The 15,457-nt window shown below is 61.9% G+C and carries 10 protein-coding genes and 2 pseudogenes; 3 read left to right on the top strand and 9 right to left on the bottom strand.

Going from position 1 to position 15,457, the window contains the following annotated elements; translation table 11 throughout:
• Positions 1-9: 9 nt before the first annotated feature.
• Positions 10-894, bottom strand: a complete 885-nt coding sequence (locus FS767_RS18325; protein ID WP_178102749.1) for a homocysteine S-methyltransferase family protein — start codon at positions 892-894, stop codon at positions 10-12.
• Positions 895-1,012: 118 nt separating this feature from the next.
• Here FS767_RS18325 and FS767_RS18320 point away from each other — a divergent pair, with 118 nt between their 5' ends.
• Positions 1,013-1,834 (top strand): ABC transporter substrate-binding protein, encoded by an 822-nt coding sequence (locus FS767_RS18320; protein WP_144967265.1) that lies wholly within the window; start codon positions 1,013-1,015, stop codon positions 1,832-1,834.
• The gene (locus FS767_RS18315; RefSeq protein WP_144967263.1) at positions 1,831-2,652 is read left to right on the top strand and encodes an amino acid ABC transporter permease; all 822 of its coding nucleotides are present in this window, start codon (positions 1,831-1,833) and stop codon (positions 2,650-2,652) included. Before FS767_RS18320 ends, FS767_RS18315 begins: the two co-directional genes overlap by 4 nt.
• 70 nt (positions 2,653-2,722) lie before the next feature.
• Here FS767_RS18315 and FS767_RS23575 read toward each other — a convergent pair.
• From FS767_RS23575 to FS767_RS18305, 3 genes and pseudogenes are all read right to left on the bottom strand, one after another.
• Positions 2,723-3,172: pseudogene (locus FS767_RS23575) on the bottom strand (methyl-accepting chemotaxis protein); the annotation flags it as partial.
• Between the two features lie 102 nt (positions 3,173-3,274).
• Positions 3,275-3,961, bottom strand: a pseudogene (locus FS767_RS23570) (PAS domain-containing protein); the annotation flags it as partial.
• Between the two features lie 176 nt (positions 3,962-4,137).
• A complete protein-coding gene (locus FS767_RS18305; protein ID WP_144967259.1) occupies positions 4,138-5,913 on the bottom strand; it encodes a sensor domain-containing phosphodiesterase in 1,776 nt (591 codons plus the stop codon).
• Positions 5,914-6,124: 211 nt separating this feature from the next.
• Here FS767_RS18305 and FS767_RS18300 point away from each other — a divergent pair, with 211 nt between their 5' ends.
• Positions 6,125-8,080 carry an ATP-binding protein gene (locus tag FS767_RS18300; protein ID WP_144967257.1) on the top strand — a complete coding sequence of 652 codons (1,956 nt, stop codon included), beginning with the start codon at positions 6,125-6,127 and terminating at the stop codon, positions 8,078-8,080.
• A 27-nt stretch (positions 8,081-8,107) separates the two neighbouring features.
• Here FS767_RS18300 and FS767_RS18295 read toward each other — a convergent pair whose 3' ends face one another.
• From FS767_RS18295 to FS767_RS22900, 5 genes are all read right to left on the bottom strand, one after another.
• Positions 8,108-8,629 carry an AAA family ATPase gene (locus FS767_RS18295; protein ID WP_144967255.1) on the bottom strand — a complete coding sequence of 174 codons (522 nt, stop codon included), beginning with the start codon at positions 8,627-8,629 and terminating at the stop codon, positions 8,108-8,110.
• Between the two features lie 98 nt (positions 8,630-8,727).
• Positions 8,728-11,151 (bottom strand): TonB-dependent receptor, encoded by a 2,424-nt coding sequence (locus tag FS767_RS18290; RefSeq protein WP_256674284.1) that lies wholly within the window; start codon positions 11,149-11,151, stop codon positions 8,728-8,730.
• An 85-nt stretch (positions 11,152-11,236) separates the two neighbouring features.
• Complete coding sequence (locus tag FS767_RS18285) at positions 11,237-12,160, bottom strand: FecR domain-containing protein (RefSeq protein ID WP_144967253.1); 924 nt, start codon at positions 12,158-12,160, stop codon at positions 11,237-11,239.
• Positions 12,157-12,678: an RNA polymerase sigma factor gene (locus FS767_RS18280; protein WP_144967251.1), complete on the bottom strand. Its 522-nt coding sequence runs from the start codon at positions 12,676-12,678 to the stop codon at positions 12,157-12,159. The genes FS767_RS18285 and FS767_RS18280 overlap by 4 nt, the downstream gene beginning before the upstream one ends.
• A 277-nt stretch (positions 12,679-12,955) precedes the next feature.
• The coding region (locus tag FS767_RS22900) for a YDG domain-containing protein (RefSeq protein WP_256674283.1) at positions 12,956-15,457 on the bottom strand (2,502 nt) is incomplete at its 5' end.

Below are 15,457 nucleotides of genomic sequence, written 5' to 3'. Positions count from 1 at the left end.
CGGGACCCGTTAGCCGAGACGCTGTTTAAGCTCGGCAATGTGCTCAGGGCCAATGCCGCAGCAGCCACCTACCATGCTGGCGCCGCGTGCGCGCCAGTCCTTGGCCCAGGCCAGGTAGCCCGGTGGGTCCAGGTCTTCGCGCAGTTCATCCAGCCCGTCGTTGGCGGTGGCTTCCTTGGGCTGGGGTGGGAAGGCGTTGGCATAGGCACCGATGGCGACTTCGCCACCTTGCTGGTCGATGACCGAACGGGCGACATCGATGGCCGCGCCGATCACTTCTGGCTGGCTGCAGTTGAACAGCACCGCCGCTGCGCCGAGCTCGATCACCGCCTGCACGGCATCGGCCACCGGCTCACCGGAGCGCAGGCGCGGCACCGTATCGACGTCTTCGTCCTGCAAGGTGAAGGACACCCAGAACGGGCGACCGTCCTCGGGCAGGTGGGCACGTATGGCGCGGACCTCAGCGATCGCGCTCTGGGTTTCGGCAAGCCACAGGTCAACATGTGGCGCCAGACCCTCAAGCAGCGGCCGCAAGACTTCCTCGACGCGCTCAGGCTGGAACAGGTCGGGACGGTAGGAGCCGAACAACGGCGGCAGCGAACCGGCCACCCTCACCGGGTGCGGGCCGGTGTCGGCTGCGTGGCGGGCCAATTGACCGGCAACATTGGCCAACTGCCGGCCTTCTTCGGCAAAGCGCGCTTCACCAATGTGGAAGGGGACGACCGCATAGCTGTTGCTGGTGATGACCTGAGCACCTGCGGCAATGAACGCCGCATGCACCCCCACCACCGCTTCCGGCGCCTCGGTCAACGCCAGTGCAGACCACTCTGGCTGGCGGAACGGCGCACCGCTGCGCTGCAGTTCGCGGCCCATGCCACCGTCGAGAATCACCATCGCTCGCTCTGTCATATAACTACTCTGAAGGTGCTTATGAATAAAATTCATTATGTGGGTTAGATATATAACTATTTAATACCCTAATACTCATTTGGCCAACACTTCAGGTATGAACATGCGTTTTTCCACATTGCTCGGGGCAGGCCTTGCGCTGCTTGCAACCGCTACCCAGGCCTTTGCCGGCGCCACGCTGGAGCGGGTCGAATCACGCAAGGAACTGGTCAATGTGCTGATGGAGAGCTATCCCCCGTTCTCGTTTCTCAATGACCAGAACCAGCTCGACGGCTTCGACGTGGATGTGGCCAAGGCAGTGGCGGACAAGCTGGGCGTGAAGCTGCGCCTGGAGACGCCTTCCTGGGATGTGATCGCCGCCGGTCGCTGGAGTGGGCGCTACGACATCTGCATTTGCTCGATGACCCCCAGCAAGGCCCGCGCCCAGGTGTTCGACTTCCCTGTGGAGTACTACGCCTCCCCGGCGGTCATCGTGGTCAATGCCAAGGATGACCGCATCCACGGTGCAAAGGACCTGGACGGGCGCAAGGTCGGCCTGACCAGCGCGTCGAGCTATGAAAGCTACCTGAACAAGAATCTGGTCATCGAGGGTGACGAGGGCCGAACCCTCGACTACCCCTTCGACTTCGTGCAGATCGCCCCGTATGACACCGACAATGTGGCGTTCCAGGACCTAGGGCTGGGCGCGGGCGTGCGTCTGGATGCAATCCTGACCAACCTGGTCACGGCCAAGCCGCGCCTGGACCAGGACAAACGTTTCAAGCTCGCCGGTGCGCCGCTGTATGAAGAACCTAACTCGGTCGCCATCGAGAAGGGCGACCCAGAATGGGATGCCAAGGTTCGCCAGGTGTTCGCCGAGCTCAAGGCAGACGGCACCCTGAGCAAGCTGTCGCAGAAGTGGATCGGCGCCGATATCAGCAAATGAGCACGTTTCCGCCCTCCCCCAAGCCCGTGGCCAGTACCACGGGCACACGTCTGCTGGGCTTTCGCACACGGCTGATGCTCACCTGGCTGGTGATGTTCGCACTGTTCGTCGGGTTCTTCCTGAGCTTCGACCTCAAGTTTTCGATCATCCTGGAGAAGTTTCCCAACCTGGCCGGTTTCAAACTGGGGCCCAATGGTTTTCTGCAGGGTGCAGCGCTGACACTGTTCCTGTGCGTGTGCTCGATGGTGGTGTCGGTGGCGCTGGGCTTTGCCGCCGCGCTGGCACGCTTGTCCGGCAGCGCAGTGCTGGTGGGTGTTGCCAGTTTCTACACGTCGTTTTTCCGCGGTACACCGCTGCTGATCCAGATTCTGCTCATCTACCTGGGCTTGCCGCAGATAGGCCTGGTGCCCGGCGCGATCAGCGCCGGTATCATCGCCCTGTCGCTGAACTACGGCGCCTACCTCAGTGAAATCTTCCGCGCGGGCATCCTGGGTGTTGCCCGAGGCCAACGCGAAGCTTCGCTGGCGCTGGGCATGCGCCCGCCGCAGATTTTCTGCCACATCGTACTGCCGCAGGCCATGCGGGTGATCATCCCGCCAACCGCCAACCAGTTCATCTCCATGCTCAAGGATTCGTCGTTGATCTCGGTGATGGGAGTGTGGGAAATCATGTTCCTGGCTCAGTCCTACGGACGGTCGAGCTACCGCTACCTGGAAATGCTGACCACCGCTGCCGTGATCTACTGGGTGTTGTCGATCGCGCTGGAGCTGGTACAGGCGCGCCTTGAGCGGCATTACGGCAAGGCCTATCAGCGCTGACGGTGCCTAGCGCCTGCCCCTGGCCAGGAGCAGGCGTTGCGTTCATCGGCAGCCGTGCTGCCGGATCGGACTAACGCCCCGCCTCCGCCACCAGTTTCGAAGAGAACTGGCCAACGGCGGTGACCACTTCCTGCGCACCTGACTGGATTTCCGTGATCACGGTACCCGCCTGCTGGGCCAGGCTCAGGCCCAGTTCAGCCTGTTTCCTGCTCTCGCCCATGCTGTGTACCGCCTCCTCCACCAGCGCGTTGTTCTTCTGCACCACCTCGACGATTTCCTGGGTCGCGGCACTGGTTCGGCCGGCCAACTTGCGAACCTCGTCCGCCACCACGGCAAAGCCTCGCCCTTGGTCACCTGCACGCGCAGCTTCGATGGCCGCGTTCAGCGCCAACAGGTTGGTCTGCTGGGCGATGCCGCCGATGGTCGACACGATGGACGTGATCAGGTGCGACTGATGCCCCAGCGCCTCCACACCCGTGGACACGTTCGAGACCTGCTCGACGATGCGGTTCATGGTTTCCACCGTGTCCCTGACCGCCTCCGCGCCGCGCTGGGCGGAGCTGTCGGTTTTCATGGAGATCTCATAGGCAACGTCCGCCGCCGAGCTGACCTGCTTCTCGCTTTCGACCTGAGCGGTGATATCCACCGCGAACTTCACGACCTTGTACAGCCGCCCGCGGGTGTCGCGCACCGGATTGTAGGAAGCTTCGAGCCACAGCTCGCGGCCGCCCTTGTCAAACCGCAAAAAGCGTTCGGCAACGAACCGACCGTCGTTGAGGCTGGCCCACAGTCGCTGATAATCCGGCGACCTGGTATAGGCCGGATCGCAGAAAATACTGTGATGCTTGCCGACGATTTCCGGGAGCGTGTAGTTCACCGTGTTCAGGAAGTTCTGGTTGGCGGTGAGTATGGTGCCGTCCAGTGCGAACTCGATCACCGCCGTGGACCGGGAAAGCGCCTTGATCAGCTCGTCGTTTTCACGGGCCTTGTCGATGGCGGCGGTAACCTCGGTGCCGTAGGCCGTCATGTGGGTCACCTCGCCGCTGGGAGCCTTGACCGGGCACCACGCCGCGCGCATCCAGACCAGACGCCCATCAGCCGCGATGTAGCGGTAGTCGTCGCTCACCCCAGTGCCCTGGCTCATCGCGATCTGGAAATCCTTGTAGCACGGCAAGTCCTTCACATAGTCGGGTGTGAGCGCGCCCATCGGTGTACCGACAAGCTTCGAAGCGTCGATCCCCACGAAGCTGGAAAACCGCGGGTTGACGGCCGTGATCAGCAGGTCGCGGTCCACGGTGATTTCAAGCATCTCGCTGGACCTGCTTTGTTGCGCAGCCCTGAGCCCATGCAGCTCCCGTTTGAGTGCCTCGACCTCATCCCTAAGCGCTTTATTGAACATGGCGATCCTCGTCATTGCGGATGACAACTGTTGGGATTGAACAGGCGCTGGCAGGCAGCGCACACCGAGTGCTGCTTCACCTAACGTCAGGCTTGCCGCGGCTGACACAACCATGCAGCCAGGTCATCTGCCGGGAGGGGCCTTGCGTAATAATAGCCTTGCCCTTGATCACAGCCCCATCCCCGTAGCACATGATGGTGCAGGTCCGTCTCCACACCCTCGGCCACCACCGTCAGGCGCAGGTCGCGCAGCAGGCTGACCAGCCCGCGCACAATGTGCCAGTCATTGCCGCCAGGCTGCAGTTCGGCCAGCAGGGAACGGTCGAGCTTCACGCTGGTGGCGGGGATTTTACGCAGGTAGATCCAGTTGCTGTAGCCGCTGCCAAAATCGTCGATGCCGATCGCAATGCCCAGGGCGCGGAAGCGCTGGAGCTGCTCCTGCACGGCATCGAAGTCGGCTACCAGGGCGCTTTCGGTGAACTCGAGCTCCACCAGGCTCGGGTGCACCTGGTGTCGGGCCAGCGCTCGCGTGACATCTTCGTACAGCTGACCATCACCCAGATCGAGGGCCGAGATGTTCAACGAGACCTGCAACATCAGGTCGCTGGCCTGCCACTGGGCAATTTGACGGCACACCTGTTCCACCACCCAGCGAGTAATGCCGCGGATGGACGCGGTGGTTTCGGCCAGCGGAATAAACTCGGCCGGGCTGATCACGCCCAGCTGCGGATGCGTCCAGCGCAAGAGCGCCTCGACCGCCACGCAGCGGTTGCTGCCAAGGTCGATCCTGGGCTGGTAGGCCAGGCTCAACTGGTCGGGTGCCAGCAGTGCGGCTTCCAGGGCATTGAGGATGGCGGTGTTGCGCCGCAGGCTGGCGTCCACCACCGGGTCGTACGCCAACCAGCGCTGCTCGCTCTTGCGAGCGGTGTCGGTCATGCTGGCCATCAGTCGCAGGATATCCGGCGAGGCGCTGGCGTCCACGCCCAGTGTCAGGACGCTGATGCCGACATCCGGCGTGACCGGTACGTGACCGCTGCGCAGTGGCCCACCGAGCGAAGCCACCAGCGTCTGAAGCCAACCAGCGAGAAAGCTGGTATCGCACGCCCCGATAACCGTCATGAAGCCCAGGGTACTGGCCCGATAAAGGCGGCAGCCGGGCGGAAGTGTTGTGAGCAGGACTTCTTTGACTGCCAGCATGAAATCGGTGAAAAACTCGATGCCCAGCGCCTTGAACAGTCGGTCCATACCCGCAGCCGACACCGGCTCGATGAAAACAGCCACCTGGCCGGCCGTCACGGCACCTTCTTTGAAGTCCGTCTCGAACCGCCGCCGATTGGGCAGCCCGGTCATCGGATCGTAGAAGTTCTGCCGGTGGATCGATTGCAGACGAGCCACCACCACTTTGGCGGCGTTGGTCAGCAGATTACGGTCGCGCTCCGACAAGGCTTCGCGCGAGGCATGGTCGATGATGCACAGCCCACCCAGGCTGACGCCTGGCCGAACGATCAGCGGTGCGCCAGCGTAGTAGCGAATGTGGGGGGCCGATTGCACAAGAGGATTATCCACCGTGCGCGGGTCCTGCAGCGTGTCGCAGATCTCCAGCACCGTTTCCTGGCGCAGGCCGTGGGCGCAGATGGACATTTCGCGCGGCGTGCGGTCGTCGGCCATGCCGATCTTGGCTTTGAATACCTGGTAATCGCGGTCGACGATGCTAACCAGCGCGGTGGGGACGTCGAAGTGCGCACAGAGCATGTTGACGACGCCATTGAGCACCGGATCCTCTCCATTTGTCAGGTCCGATGTAAGGCGGTCCACTTCAACCAGGCGCAAGCGCTCGTCTCGAAGGGTCGTCAAGTTGTCCATGAAAGCTCCGGTCGCGGTAACAGCAAATTCTAGCCCAGAAGGCACATTGCCAGCTTAGCTGTGATCGGTTTCTCTCGACAATTGAGCGCCCCCACCGGCGGTCGGCCAAAAAATCTATTGGACGCCTGCGGTCAGCTAGCCTAAAAGGCTGTCAGCCGCGCTTGGCACGGCAGATCGCTTAGATGATGTTCAGCCTGTTACGGAGTCAGCCTTGGCCTGGTTCAAAGAAAGGATTACCGCCATCCTGCAACGCCTGCGACGTGCTGAACCGAGCACGGCCAGCCGCTACGTGGGCGCCGCGTTGATCATCGCTGCGTGCTCCCTGGCGCGCGCGCAGATGTCGCCTGTCGCGCTCCCCTACCTGTTTTTCATCCCTGGGCTGATGCTGATCGGGTTCTGGTTCGGCGCAGGTCCGTCCCTGCTGGGCTGCATCATGGCGGTGCTGATCGCCCAGTATTTTTTCATCGGGCCGCTGGGTTTCGATGCTGACTGGGCCACGTGGGCCAACAGCTTGAGTTTTGGCGTTGTGACCTTCGCCATGGCGGTGGTGTGTGCTTCGCTCAGGCGTAACCTGAGCGCCGTGGAACGGCTCAACGATACGCTCGAGCAACAAGTGCAACACCGAACGGGGGAGCGCGATAGCCTGTGGAACGTGTCCCCCGACCTGATCTGCACGTTGTCCGAAAACGGCCAGGTGCTATCGGTGAACCCGGCGTGGCAGGTAGAAACGGGCTTCACTGAAGAACAGCTCAAGACTGGGACGTTCTACAGTTTCATCTCTCCCGCACAATTGGCGAACGCGTTACGCGAGCTCAATCACAAGCCCATCGTCGAGCTCGACACCCAGAGCGTGCGCCGCGATGGCCAACCCTTGCTGCTCAACTGGCGCATTGCCGGCTTCGAGGGCCGTTACTTTGCCGTGGCACGTGACGTCACCCAGTACCGCGAGCGGCAGCAGGCGTTCGAGCAGGTCAGCCAGCAACTGCAGCAAAGCCAGAAGATGGAAGCGCTCGGGCAGCTCACCGGCGGCCTGGCCCATGACTTCAACAACCTGCTGACCGTGATCACCGGCACGCAGGACATGATCGAGCAACGCCTGGCGCAGGGCCGGCATGACGAACTGGGCCGTTACCTGGCGTTGGCCAGAACTGCCACTCGCAAGGCCAGCACCCTCACCCACCGCCTGCTGACCTTCGCCAGGCGGCAACCACTGGCCAGCACCACGGTCGATGTGGTGCTGCTGGTGGACGACATGAAAGAGCTGCTGGCCAGAACCCTTACACCCAAGATCGAGTTTCAGCTCAGCCCATATCCTGCGCCAGCCTTGTGCTACTGCGACGCCCATCAGCTGGAAAATGCGCTGCTGAACCTGTGCATCAACGCACGCGACGCCATGCCCCAAGGGGGCCGTTTGCAGGTGCGGATCAGCGAGGTCACCCGCAGCCCGGCTGAGTTGGAGCAGCTTGGGCTACGCGCTGGCGAGTACATTCAGGTAAGTGTCACCGATACAGGCCTGGGGATGCCGGCCAGCATTGCCGAGCGGGCCTTTGAACCGTTCTTCACCACCAAGCCGCTGGGGTCGGGCACGGGTCTGGGGCTTTCGATGGTCAGGGACTTCGCTCGCCAGGCGGGTGGCACGGCAGTGATCGAATCGGTCATGGGCAGCGGCACCACGGTCAGTCTGCTGTTGCCCGTCCACCTTGAGCCGGCCCCGTCCAGCGTCACAGCGATCACGCACGCCACCCTGGCAGCCCGTACCGACAACCGCGGCAGTGCACTGGTGATCGAGGACGAGGGCGCGATCCGGGAGCTGGTCGGCGAAGCGTTGCAGGAGCTCGGTTTCGAGGTGATCGAAGTCACCCATCCTGCCGATGCGCTGCACCTGATCGAACAGTGCCAAGACCTGAAGCTTGTGGTGACCGACCTGGTCCTGCCCGGCGGCCTGACGGGAGACAACATCGCCCAAGGGGTGCGGGCGCTTGTGCCGGCAGTGCGGGTGCTGTTCATTTCAGGGTTGATCGAGGCGCCGGCCAGCCTTGCCGAGCAGCAGCCTCATTCACGCTTGCTGCCCAAGCCCTTCACGCTCGGCCAGTTCAAGGCGTGCGTCGAAGGGATGTTCGGTGACCAGGATGCACCCCTGCTGCTGGACCAGGCCAAACGCCGCTAACACCATGGCCGACAAGCGTCACATACCTCAGGGCTGCGAATCGATCGACGCCAGAAACTGACGCGTCTGCCGGTTGGAGCGAAGGTGCACGACCCGGCACCCCGCAGGCGCCGTCGCCATCAGGTGCTTGATCTTGTCCTGTGAAGAATGCCGCGTGGACCAGATGAACCGGATGAAGCCAGGCAAATTGCGCAGCGATTCGGGGCAGTCGTCTGGCAGGTCCGGGCGTGTGCGGCCCAACTGGGTCAGGGTCCTGACCAGCACACGCCACAATCGGACCGTCAGGGAACGGTCAATCCAGATAAGCATTTGGGCCCTGGCAAGACGGTTGTCCCAGGTCGCCGAATGCCCGCCCTCGAAAATCCACCGTTCGCGCGCCTCCACTTCATGGCACAGGCGGGTCTTTTCGTCCCGGCTGCGCTCGACCCAGCCAGGTAGCCAGTGAATGGTATCGATATGCACGACCGGCAAGCCGGTTCGCTCGCCCAGCTGGCGAGCCAGCGTGCTCTTGCCGGCGCCCGGTTGACCAACGATCATGACGCGTTTCATGGGGACTCCTTTTCAACCCGCCATTTTGTACATGAGGCTGGGGTTGTAAAGAAGTCTCGAAGCTGCGTGCCAATTGCGCGCAGCCCGCTGAGCGCTGATCAAAAACGGTATTCAGCACTGGTCACGAAATTACGTGGCTCGCCATACACCACCCAGCTGTCGGCATATCCGTAGTAGGACCGGTCGAAGACGTTGTTAAGGTTCAGCTTGAGGCTCAGGTCCTTGCTCACATCGTACCGAGCCATCAGGTTGACTACGGCAAAACTGCCTTGAGTGAAGGTGCGCAAGTCCTGACCGTATTTACTCTGCCAATTGACGCCACCCCCTACGGTCACGTGGTCCAGGGCCCCAGGGAGGCGATAGGTAGTGAATGTCTTGAGACTGTGGCGGGGAATGTTAGTGACGATGCGCTGATCGTCCTGGTTGGTACTGATGCTATAGGCATAGCCGGCCATGACTTGCCAACCATCAGCCAGTTCGCCATCAAGCGCCAACTCGACGCCCTTGGTCGTGGTGCCCTGCTCGAGCCGATAGATATCCGGGTCACGCACATAGACCGCCAGGTTGTCCTGCTCGATCTTGAACAACGCCAGGCTGGCGTTGAGCCGATCGTCGTTGAAGCTACCTTTGATCCCCACCTCGTAGCCAACCCCTTCCTGAGGGTCTAGCGCCTTGTCGTTATCGCCTTTCATGCCGTATTGCTGAGGGTTGAAAATCTTGGTGTAACTGCCGTACAGGGACCAGGTATCGTTCAGGTCATAAACCAGCCCTGCATATGGCAGGAACACGCCATGCCGGTTCTGGCTGTCACTAATCCTGAGGCCGCCTTCGTCGACCCTGTCGTTGGACCGTTTCCAGTCGGTGACCCGGCTACCCAGAATAATATGGGTATTGTCCGTTACATGCAGACGCGTGGTGAGGTAGGCGGCATATTGGTCCTCGTCGATCAGGCTTTTGCCCACCGGGGTGGTGTCGGGACGAGGCCCGCTGCCGTCCCAGGTGAAGAAACTGCCCAGGGTACCGTCGTAGCCAGTCCACGGCCCGTACCAGCCGCCACGCTCGGGGGTGTGCTCTCGATAACGCGACAGCGTCGTGCCCACGATCAGTTCATGCTCGCGCCCCAGCAGGCTGAACGGCCCAGTGACATAGGCGTCCACGGTGTCTTGTCGAGGTGTGCCGGTCCAGCGATTGGGGTAGAGGTAGGCGCCCTCTCCGGTCTGCTGATCGATCGCGCCGTTAAGGTAGTTGGTGAGCTGGTCGAAGGTATTCTGCGTATGGCTGAGCTCCATCTTGGCGCTCCAGCCGTTATCGAAGGTATGTTCTACCGAGCCGAACAGGTTGGTCACTTTGCGATCGTAATACGCCCAGTCAGGCGAACTGTTCGTCGAGCGAGGGAAGTCAGTCTTGTTGCCGTTGCTGAAATAAGCGGGAAAGCCCGCACGAAGCGGTGAGTTGGTATGCGTATTGGCATGACTGAACCCCAGCGTGAGCAGGGTCGAAGGCGCCAGGTCAACTTCGGCGATGCCATATATCAGCGCGGCGTCGGACGACATGCGGTCAACCCAGTACCTCTGGTCTTTGTAGTCCAGTACCAGGCGGCCGCGCACATTACCCGACTCGGTCAATGGTCCGGAAACATCAAGGCCGACACCGTAACGGTCCCAACTGCCAGCCTCGGCACGAACGCTGGTCTGAGGCTCGTAAGTGGGCCGCTTGCGAATGAGGTTGATTGTCGCCGAGGGGGTACCGGAGCCACTGATCAGCCCTGTGGCGCCGCGCACGATCTCGACCCGGTCGTACATGGCCGTGTAGTGCGTCGAATTGTCGATGCGCGACGACGTCGGTACGCCATCGATCTCGAAGTTGTTGATCTGGAATCCGCGTGACCAGTAGGTGTTGTTTTCAGCCCCGATGCTGGTGTGCGAGGCAGTGATGCCTGGGGTCTGCTCCAACACCTCGTTGAGTGTGGTGAGCTTCTGGTCGTCGAGCCGTTGACGCGTCATCACCGTCAGCGACTGCGGCGTCTGCTTCGGGGTGAGGTTCAGGCGTGTGGAGCTACTCGAAGAATAGGTGGTGTACAACCCCGACCCCTCTGTAGTCGAGCCAGGCGCCTTGCCAGAGATGCTAAGCGTATCGAGCTGTATGCTACCACCGACCTGCATCGGCACAGTGATCACAAAGCTGTTGCCATTGGGCTGGCTGACCTGCGCTTTGCTGCTGCTCAGCAACACGTTCAGGGCTTCACGAACACCGAAACTGCCCCGCACGCCAGCCGATGTTTGACCGTTTACCTGCTCGGCGGTGTAGATCACTTGATAGCCACTCTGCGCGCTGAACGCGTCTAGGGCGTCAGCCAGCTGCTGGGCAGGAATATCGAAAGTATGCTGCTGCACCTGGGCCCGTTCCATTGGGTGCTCCTGCGCTTGAACGGGCAGCGAGAACATCGATGGCAACAGGCTTGGCGCCAGGAGCGCCGTGGCCAGCGTACTGCGTTTGAACAGCGTTGTGCGTAAGCGGTGCATGTGTCTTCCCCAAGAAATGCGAATGCAAATTTTTCTTATGTATGGGTATGACGCAGCACGCCTCGCATTCCCCGCACGAGGGAACCTATCGGATGATCAACCAGTGGCCCAATAGCTCACTGACCTGCAGATGCTGGCTGGCGATCAAGGCATCGAGTGCAGTGCCAGGCTCATCCAGGTTGAAGCTTCCGCTCACCCGACGCTGCCCAGCTTGTTCGTTCACCAGCACAAGCTGTTTCCCCTGGTAGGCCGCCAGTTGCTGCAGAACCTGTTGCAACGACACATCACGAACCCTGAGTTGCCCAGTGCGCCAGGCCAGCAGACGTTCGGCGTCTACCGTCTCCGGGCCAGTGACCTCAGCCCCGCGCAGCGTCACGCGCTGACCGGGCGTCAGGTGTTGCTGCTGGGTCGGCGTGGACACCTGTACGTGGCCGCTCAGCAATATCACCTCATCTTCGTCTCCCGCGCGGCTGACGGAGAACCGTGTCCCCAGCACCTGGATTCTGGCTTTACCCACCTGAACCACGAAGGGTCGGCCATCGTGGACTACATCGGCGAACATGCGCCCATGGCGCAAGCGAACGCTGCGAGTAGCCCCAGCCATATCCACATCCACGTCGCTGGCGCTGTCGAGCATGAGACGGGAGCCGTCGCCAAGCTGGATTTCGCGTCGCTCACCTGTGGCGGTGGCAATGTCAGCGCCAAGATTCACCAGCCCGGGCCGTGCCAGGATGAGCGTACCCAGTGCGAGCAACAGGCAGGCCGCTGCGCCCAGGCGCAACCCTTTTGCCCTTACGGTTCGCCGTGCCTTGCGCACGCGCCGTGCTGGCAGCTCAAGGCACTGCCACATGTGCTCCACCTGGGCGTAGGCATGCGCGTTCTGCGGTAGTTGACGCCACGTTTCGAAGGTGTCGCGCTCCTGGACCGTGACGTCTGCAGCGCGCAGACGAGTAAACCAGTCCAGGGCCTGCTGCTGGGTGGTGGCATCGTGTTTTTGGGAGCCAGTCATGACGATTCGATCTGCATACGCGCGTCCAGGGCGGCCGCTGCGCACTGCTGGAGGGCTTTATTGAGGTGCCGTTCAACTGCCCGCTCATTGAGCCCCAGCCGCTGGGCAATTTGCTTGTACCCCAATTGCTCGACACGAGCCAGCAGAAAGACCTCCCGTGTTGGCGACGGCAGGCCATCGATCAGGCGCTCCAAGTGGGCCAGCGTATTGCCTGCGACCGCGCTGCGCTCAGGCGTGGCGTCCGTCAGCAACTGCTCCAGCGCCTGCTCGTCGTTGACGCCGCGTACTTGGGTGCGGCGAGCATGGTCGATACTCAGGTTGGTGGCGATACGGTACAGAAAGGCCCGTAAATTGCCTACGTGGCCGTGTTCACTGTGCAGCAGACGTACAAACGTGTCCTGCGTAAGGTCGCGAGCGGTTTCACGGCAACGCACCTTGCGGGTGAGGAACGCCAGCAACTCGTTGCGGTGGCGCTGATAGAGCAGCGACAGGCTGCGGGCTTGCTGCTCGTCAGACATTGGCGTATGCCGGGCACAGAAGAAGCGGCGATGCTAACGTTGTTGAGAATTACTCGCAAGAGATTATGGCATCTGGCCAGATTGAAGCGCCAATAACACTGTTCTTCAAATCAACGGATGCACGGTGGGCGGTGAAACGACAAAGCCATCCGGCCCCAGACGGAACTCGGATGGCTTGAAGGGATGCAGCCTGCTGCGCACGTTGCGAAAGCAACGTCAGCCGCTGGGCTGCATCAAGGGGCCACGGGGCAGCAGGCTACCCCGCCGTGCCCTAGGCTCAGCGTTGTGCCACGGTGTAGTGCGTACCTCCCGGCACTGCGCCTTGGCGGGCGCTGCGCTCGATCAACACGGCGCGGATGCCGGCCACACCCGCCTTGAGCCGCAGCTTGGCAACAGCCAGGCCTTGGCTTGCCAGTTCTTCGTCGGAAACCGCCGCCGCCGGAACCGGTGCATCGATACGCAGCGTGCCGTTGCTGAACAGCATGACCTGGATGGTGACGGCGGTGCCGTTGCCATCACGGACCTCGGCACGGGTCCAGGCCGAGTGATTGCCGCTCAGGTCAGGCACTGCCTGTACCGCGTCGGTGGTGGACTCGAGCGTGATGCTGTTGCCCATGTCGGCTGCACGGTAACGGCCCTGAAGCTGCGCACGGTCACCCTGCTCCAGGTTGAACACGCCCAACGTACCGCGGGTAGTCGGCTCAGGCGCCTGGTCAGCCAAGGCCAGGCTCAATCGTCCATGGCTGCGCAGCGGGGTATCGAGCACCAGCGCCTGAGCATCACGCCCGTCGAAGGTAGCCGACGTGGCGTCAGCGTACAGCGGCCTGTTGGCGACCTGCTGGCTGCTGGCAAGCTGGTCGGCTACCAGCGCGTCGCTACGCTCGACGAACAAGGCAGTACCGTTTGCGCCCTGCGCGTCGGTGATCAGGCCGACTGGCGTGAACAGCACCGGCTCGATGACCCCTTCGCCCACCAGCATGGCCGGGTCGATGCGGTAGTTGCCGGCATCGGCGCCGCTGAGCAGCAGCTCTGCCACGCTTACCGGCTTGCCCAGGCCGGCCACGGCTGTTGCGTAGTGGCCAGTGCCTGAAGCGCTGACAGTATCGCCGCCGATCACGCCGTCCAGAACGATTCGCTCGATGGGCGCCTGGGTGCTGCCATCGTAGGGCCTGCTGCCAACCACCACCGTGCCGCCGAGGGTCTTCGGCGTAATGGAGGCACGGCCGATCGATGCGGTAGTGTCGAAGCTGTAGTTGCCCGCCTCCTCGCCCGTCAGCACGATACCTGAACCGGAAACGGACTTGTCGGTCCCCGCCTGCTTGTCGACGAACGCCCCTGTGTTGCCTGCGCCGACGACCTTGCCCTGGTCACCGTCAACCAGGCCAATCAGACCCACGTTGCCCAACTGCGCGACCGTGTTGCCGTCATACACCTTGTCGGCCACATCGGCAGTGCCGGTCAGCAGCTTGCGGTCGATGTTGGCCTTGCCGATCTCGGCAGTGGTGTCGAAGCTGTAGTTGCGGGCTTGTTCACCCGTCAACGCCACACCTGCGCCGGTGACCGACTTATTGGTGCCTGCGTTCTTGTCCACGAAGGCGCCGATGGTGCCGGTACCGTCGACTTTGCCCATATCGATATCGAGGATGCCGATCAGGCTGATGTTGCCCAAGTGCGCGAGGGTGGTGCCGTCATAGACTTTGTTGGTGACATCGGCGGTGCCGGTCAGGACCTTGCGGTCGATGGCGCCTTTACCGATTTCGGCGGTGGTGTCGAAGCTGTAGTTCCCGGCTTCTTCGCCGCTCAGCGCAATACCGGAGCCATCGACCGACTTGTTGGTGCCAGCATTTTTGTCCACGAACGCGCCTGTGGTGCCGGTACCGGTTACCTTGCCTTCGTCACCATCGACCACGCCAATCAGGCTCAAGTCGCTCAGTTGAGCGGTAGTGGTGCCGTCATAGGTTTTGTTGGCCACGTCGGCTTTGCCGGTCAGAACCTTGCGGTCGATGTTGGCTTTGCCGATTTCGGCGGTGGTGTCGAAGCTGTAGTTGCCTGATTCTTCGCCGGTGAGGGCAACACCGGAACCGGTTATGGATTTTTGAGTACCAGCGTTCTTATCGACGAATGTACCTGTGGTACCCGTACCGGTTACCTTGCCTTCGTCGCCATCAACCACGCCAACCAGGTCCAGATCGCTCAGCTGAGCGGTGGCGCTGCCGTCGTAGACCTTGTTGGCCACGTCGGCCTTACCAATCAGGACCTTGCGATCAATGTTGGCCTTGCCGATTTCGGCGGTGGTGTCGAAGCTGTAGTTGCCTGCTTCTTCGCCGGTGAGGGCAACACCGGAACCGGTTACGGATTTTTGGGTACCAGCGTTCTTATCGACGAATGTACCTGTGGTACCCGTACCGGTTACCTTGCCTTCGTCGCCATCAACCACGCCAACCAGGTCCAGATCGCTCAGCTGAGCGGTGGTGCTGCCGTCGTAGACCTTGTTGGCCACGTCGGCCTTACCGATCAGGACCTTGCGATCAATGTTGGCCTTGCCGATTTCAGCGGTGGTGTCGAAGCTGTAGTTCCCGGCCTCTTCGCCGGTCAGGGCAACGCCTGCACCGGTGACCGACTTGTTGGTGCCAGCGTTCTTGTCCACGAATGCACCTGTGGTCCCCGTACCGGTTACCTTGCCCTCGTCGCCATCAACCACGCCAACCAGATCCAGGTCGCTCAACTGAGCAGTGGTGCCGCCGTCGTAGACCTTGTTGGCCACGTCGGCCTTACCGGT

Source organism: Pseudomonas sp. DE0010 (genome assembly GCF_007680745.1).
Lineage (GTDB): Bacteria > Pseudomonadota > Gammaproteobacteria > Pseudomonadales > Pseudomonadaceae > Aquipseudomonas > Aquipseudomonas parafulva_B.
This window is presented reverse-complemented; position numbering and strand designations above follow the sequence as displayed.

Bases quoted from the DNA above. Each gene is read 5' to 3' on its own strand.
- FS767_RS18325 (WP_178102749.1), bottom strand. From the start codon at position 894: ATGGTGATTCTCGACGGTGGCATGGGCCGCGAACTGCAGCGCAGCGGT.
- FS767_RS18320 (WP_144967265.1), top strand. From the start codon at position 1,013: ATGCGTTTTTCCACATTGCTCGGGGCAGGCCTTGCGCTGCTTGCAACC.
- FS767_RS18315 (WP_144967263.1), top strand. From the start codon at position 1,831: ATGAGCACGTTTCCGCCCTCCCCCAAGCCCGTGGCCAGTACCACGGGC.
- FS767_RS18305 (WP_144967259.1), bottom strand. From the start codon at position 5,913: ATGGACAACTTGACGACCCTTCGAGACGAGCGCTTGCGCCTGGTTGAA.
- FS767_RS18295 (WP_144967255.1), bottom strand. From the start codon at position 8,629: ATGAAACGCGTCATGATCGTTGGTCAACCGGGCGCCGGCAAGAGCACG.
- FS767_RS18290 (WP_256674284.1), bottom strand. From the start codon at position 11,151: ATGCACCGCTTACGCACAACGCTGTTCAAACGCAGTACGCTGGCCACG.
- FS767_RS18285 (WP_144967253.1), bottom strand. From the start codon at position 12,160: ATGACTGGCTCCCAAAAACACGATGCCACCACCCAGCAGCAGGCCCTG.
- FS767_RS18280 (WP_144967251.1), bottom strand. From the start codon at position 12,678: ATGTCTGACGAGCAGCAAGCCCGCAGCCTGTCGCTGCTCTATCAGCGC.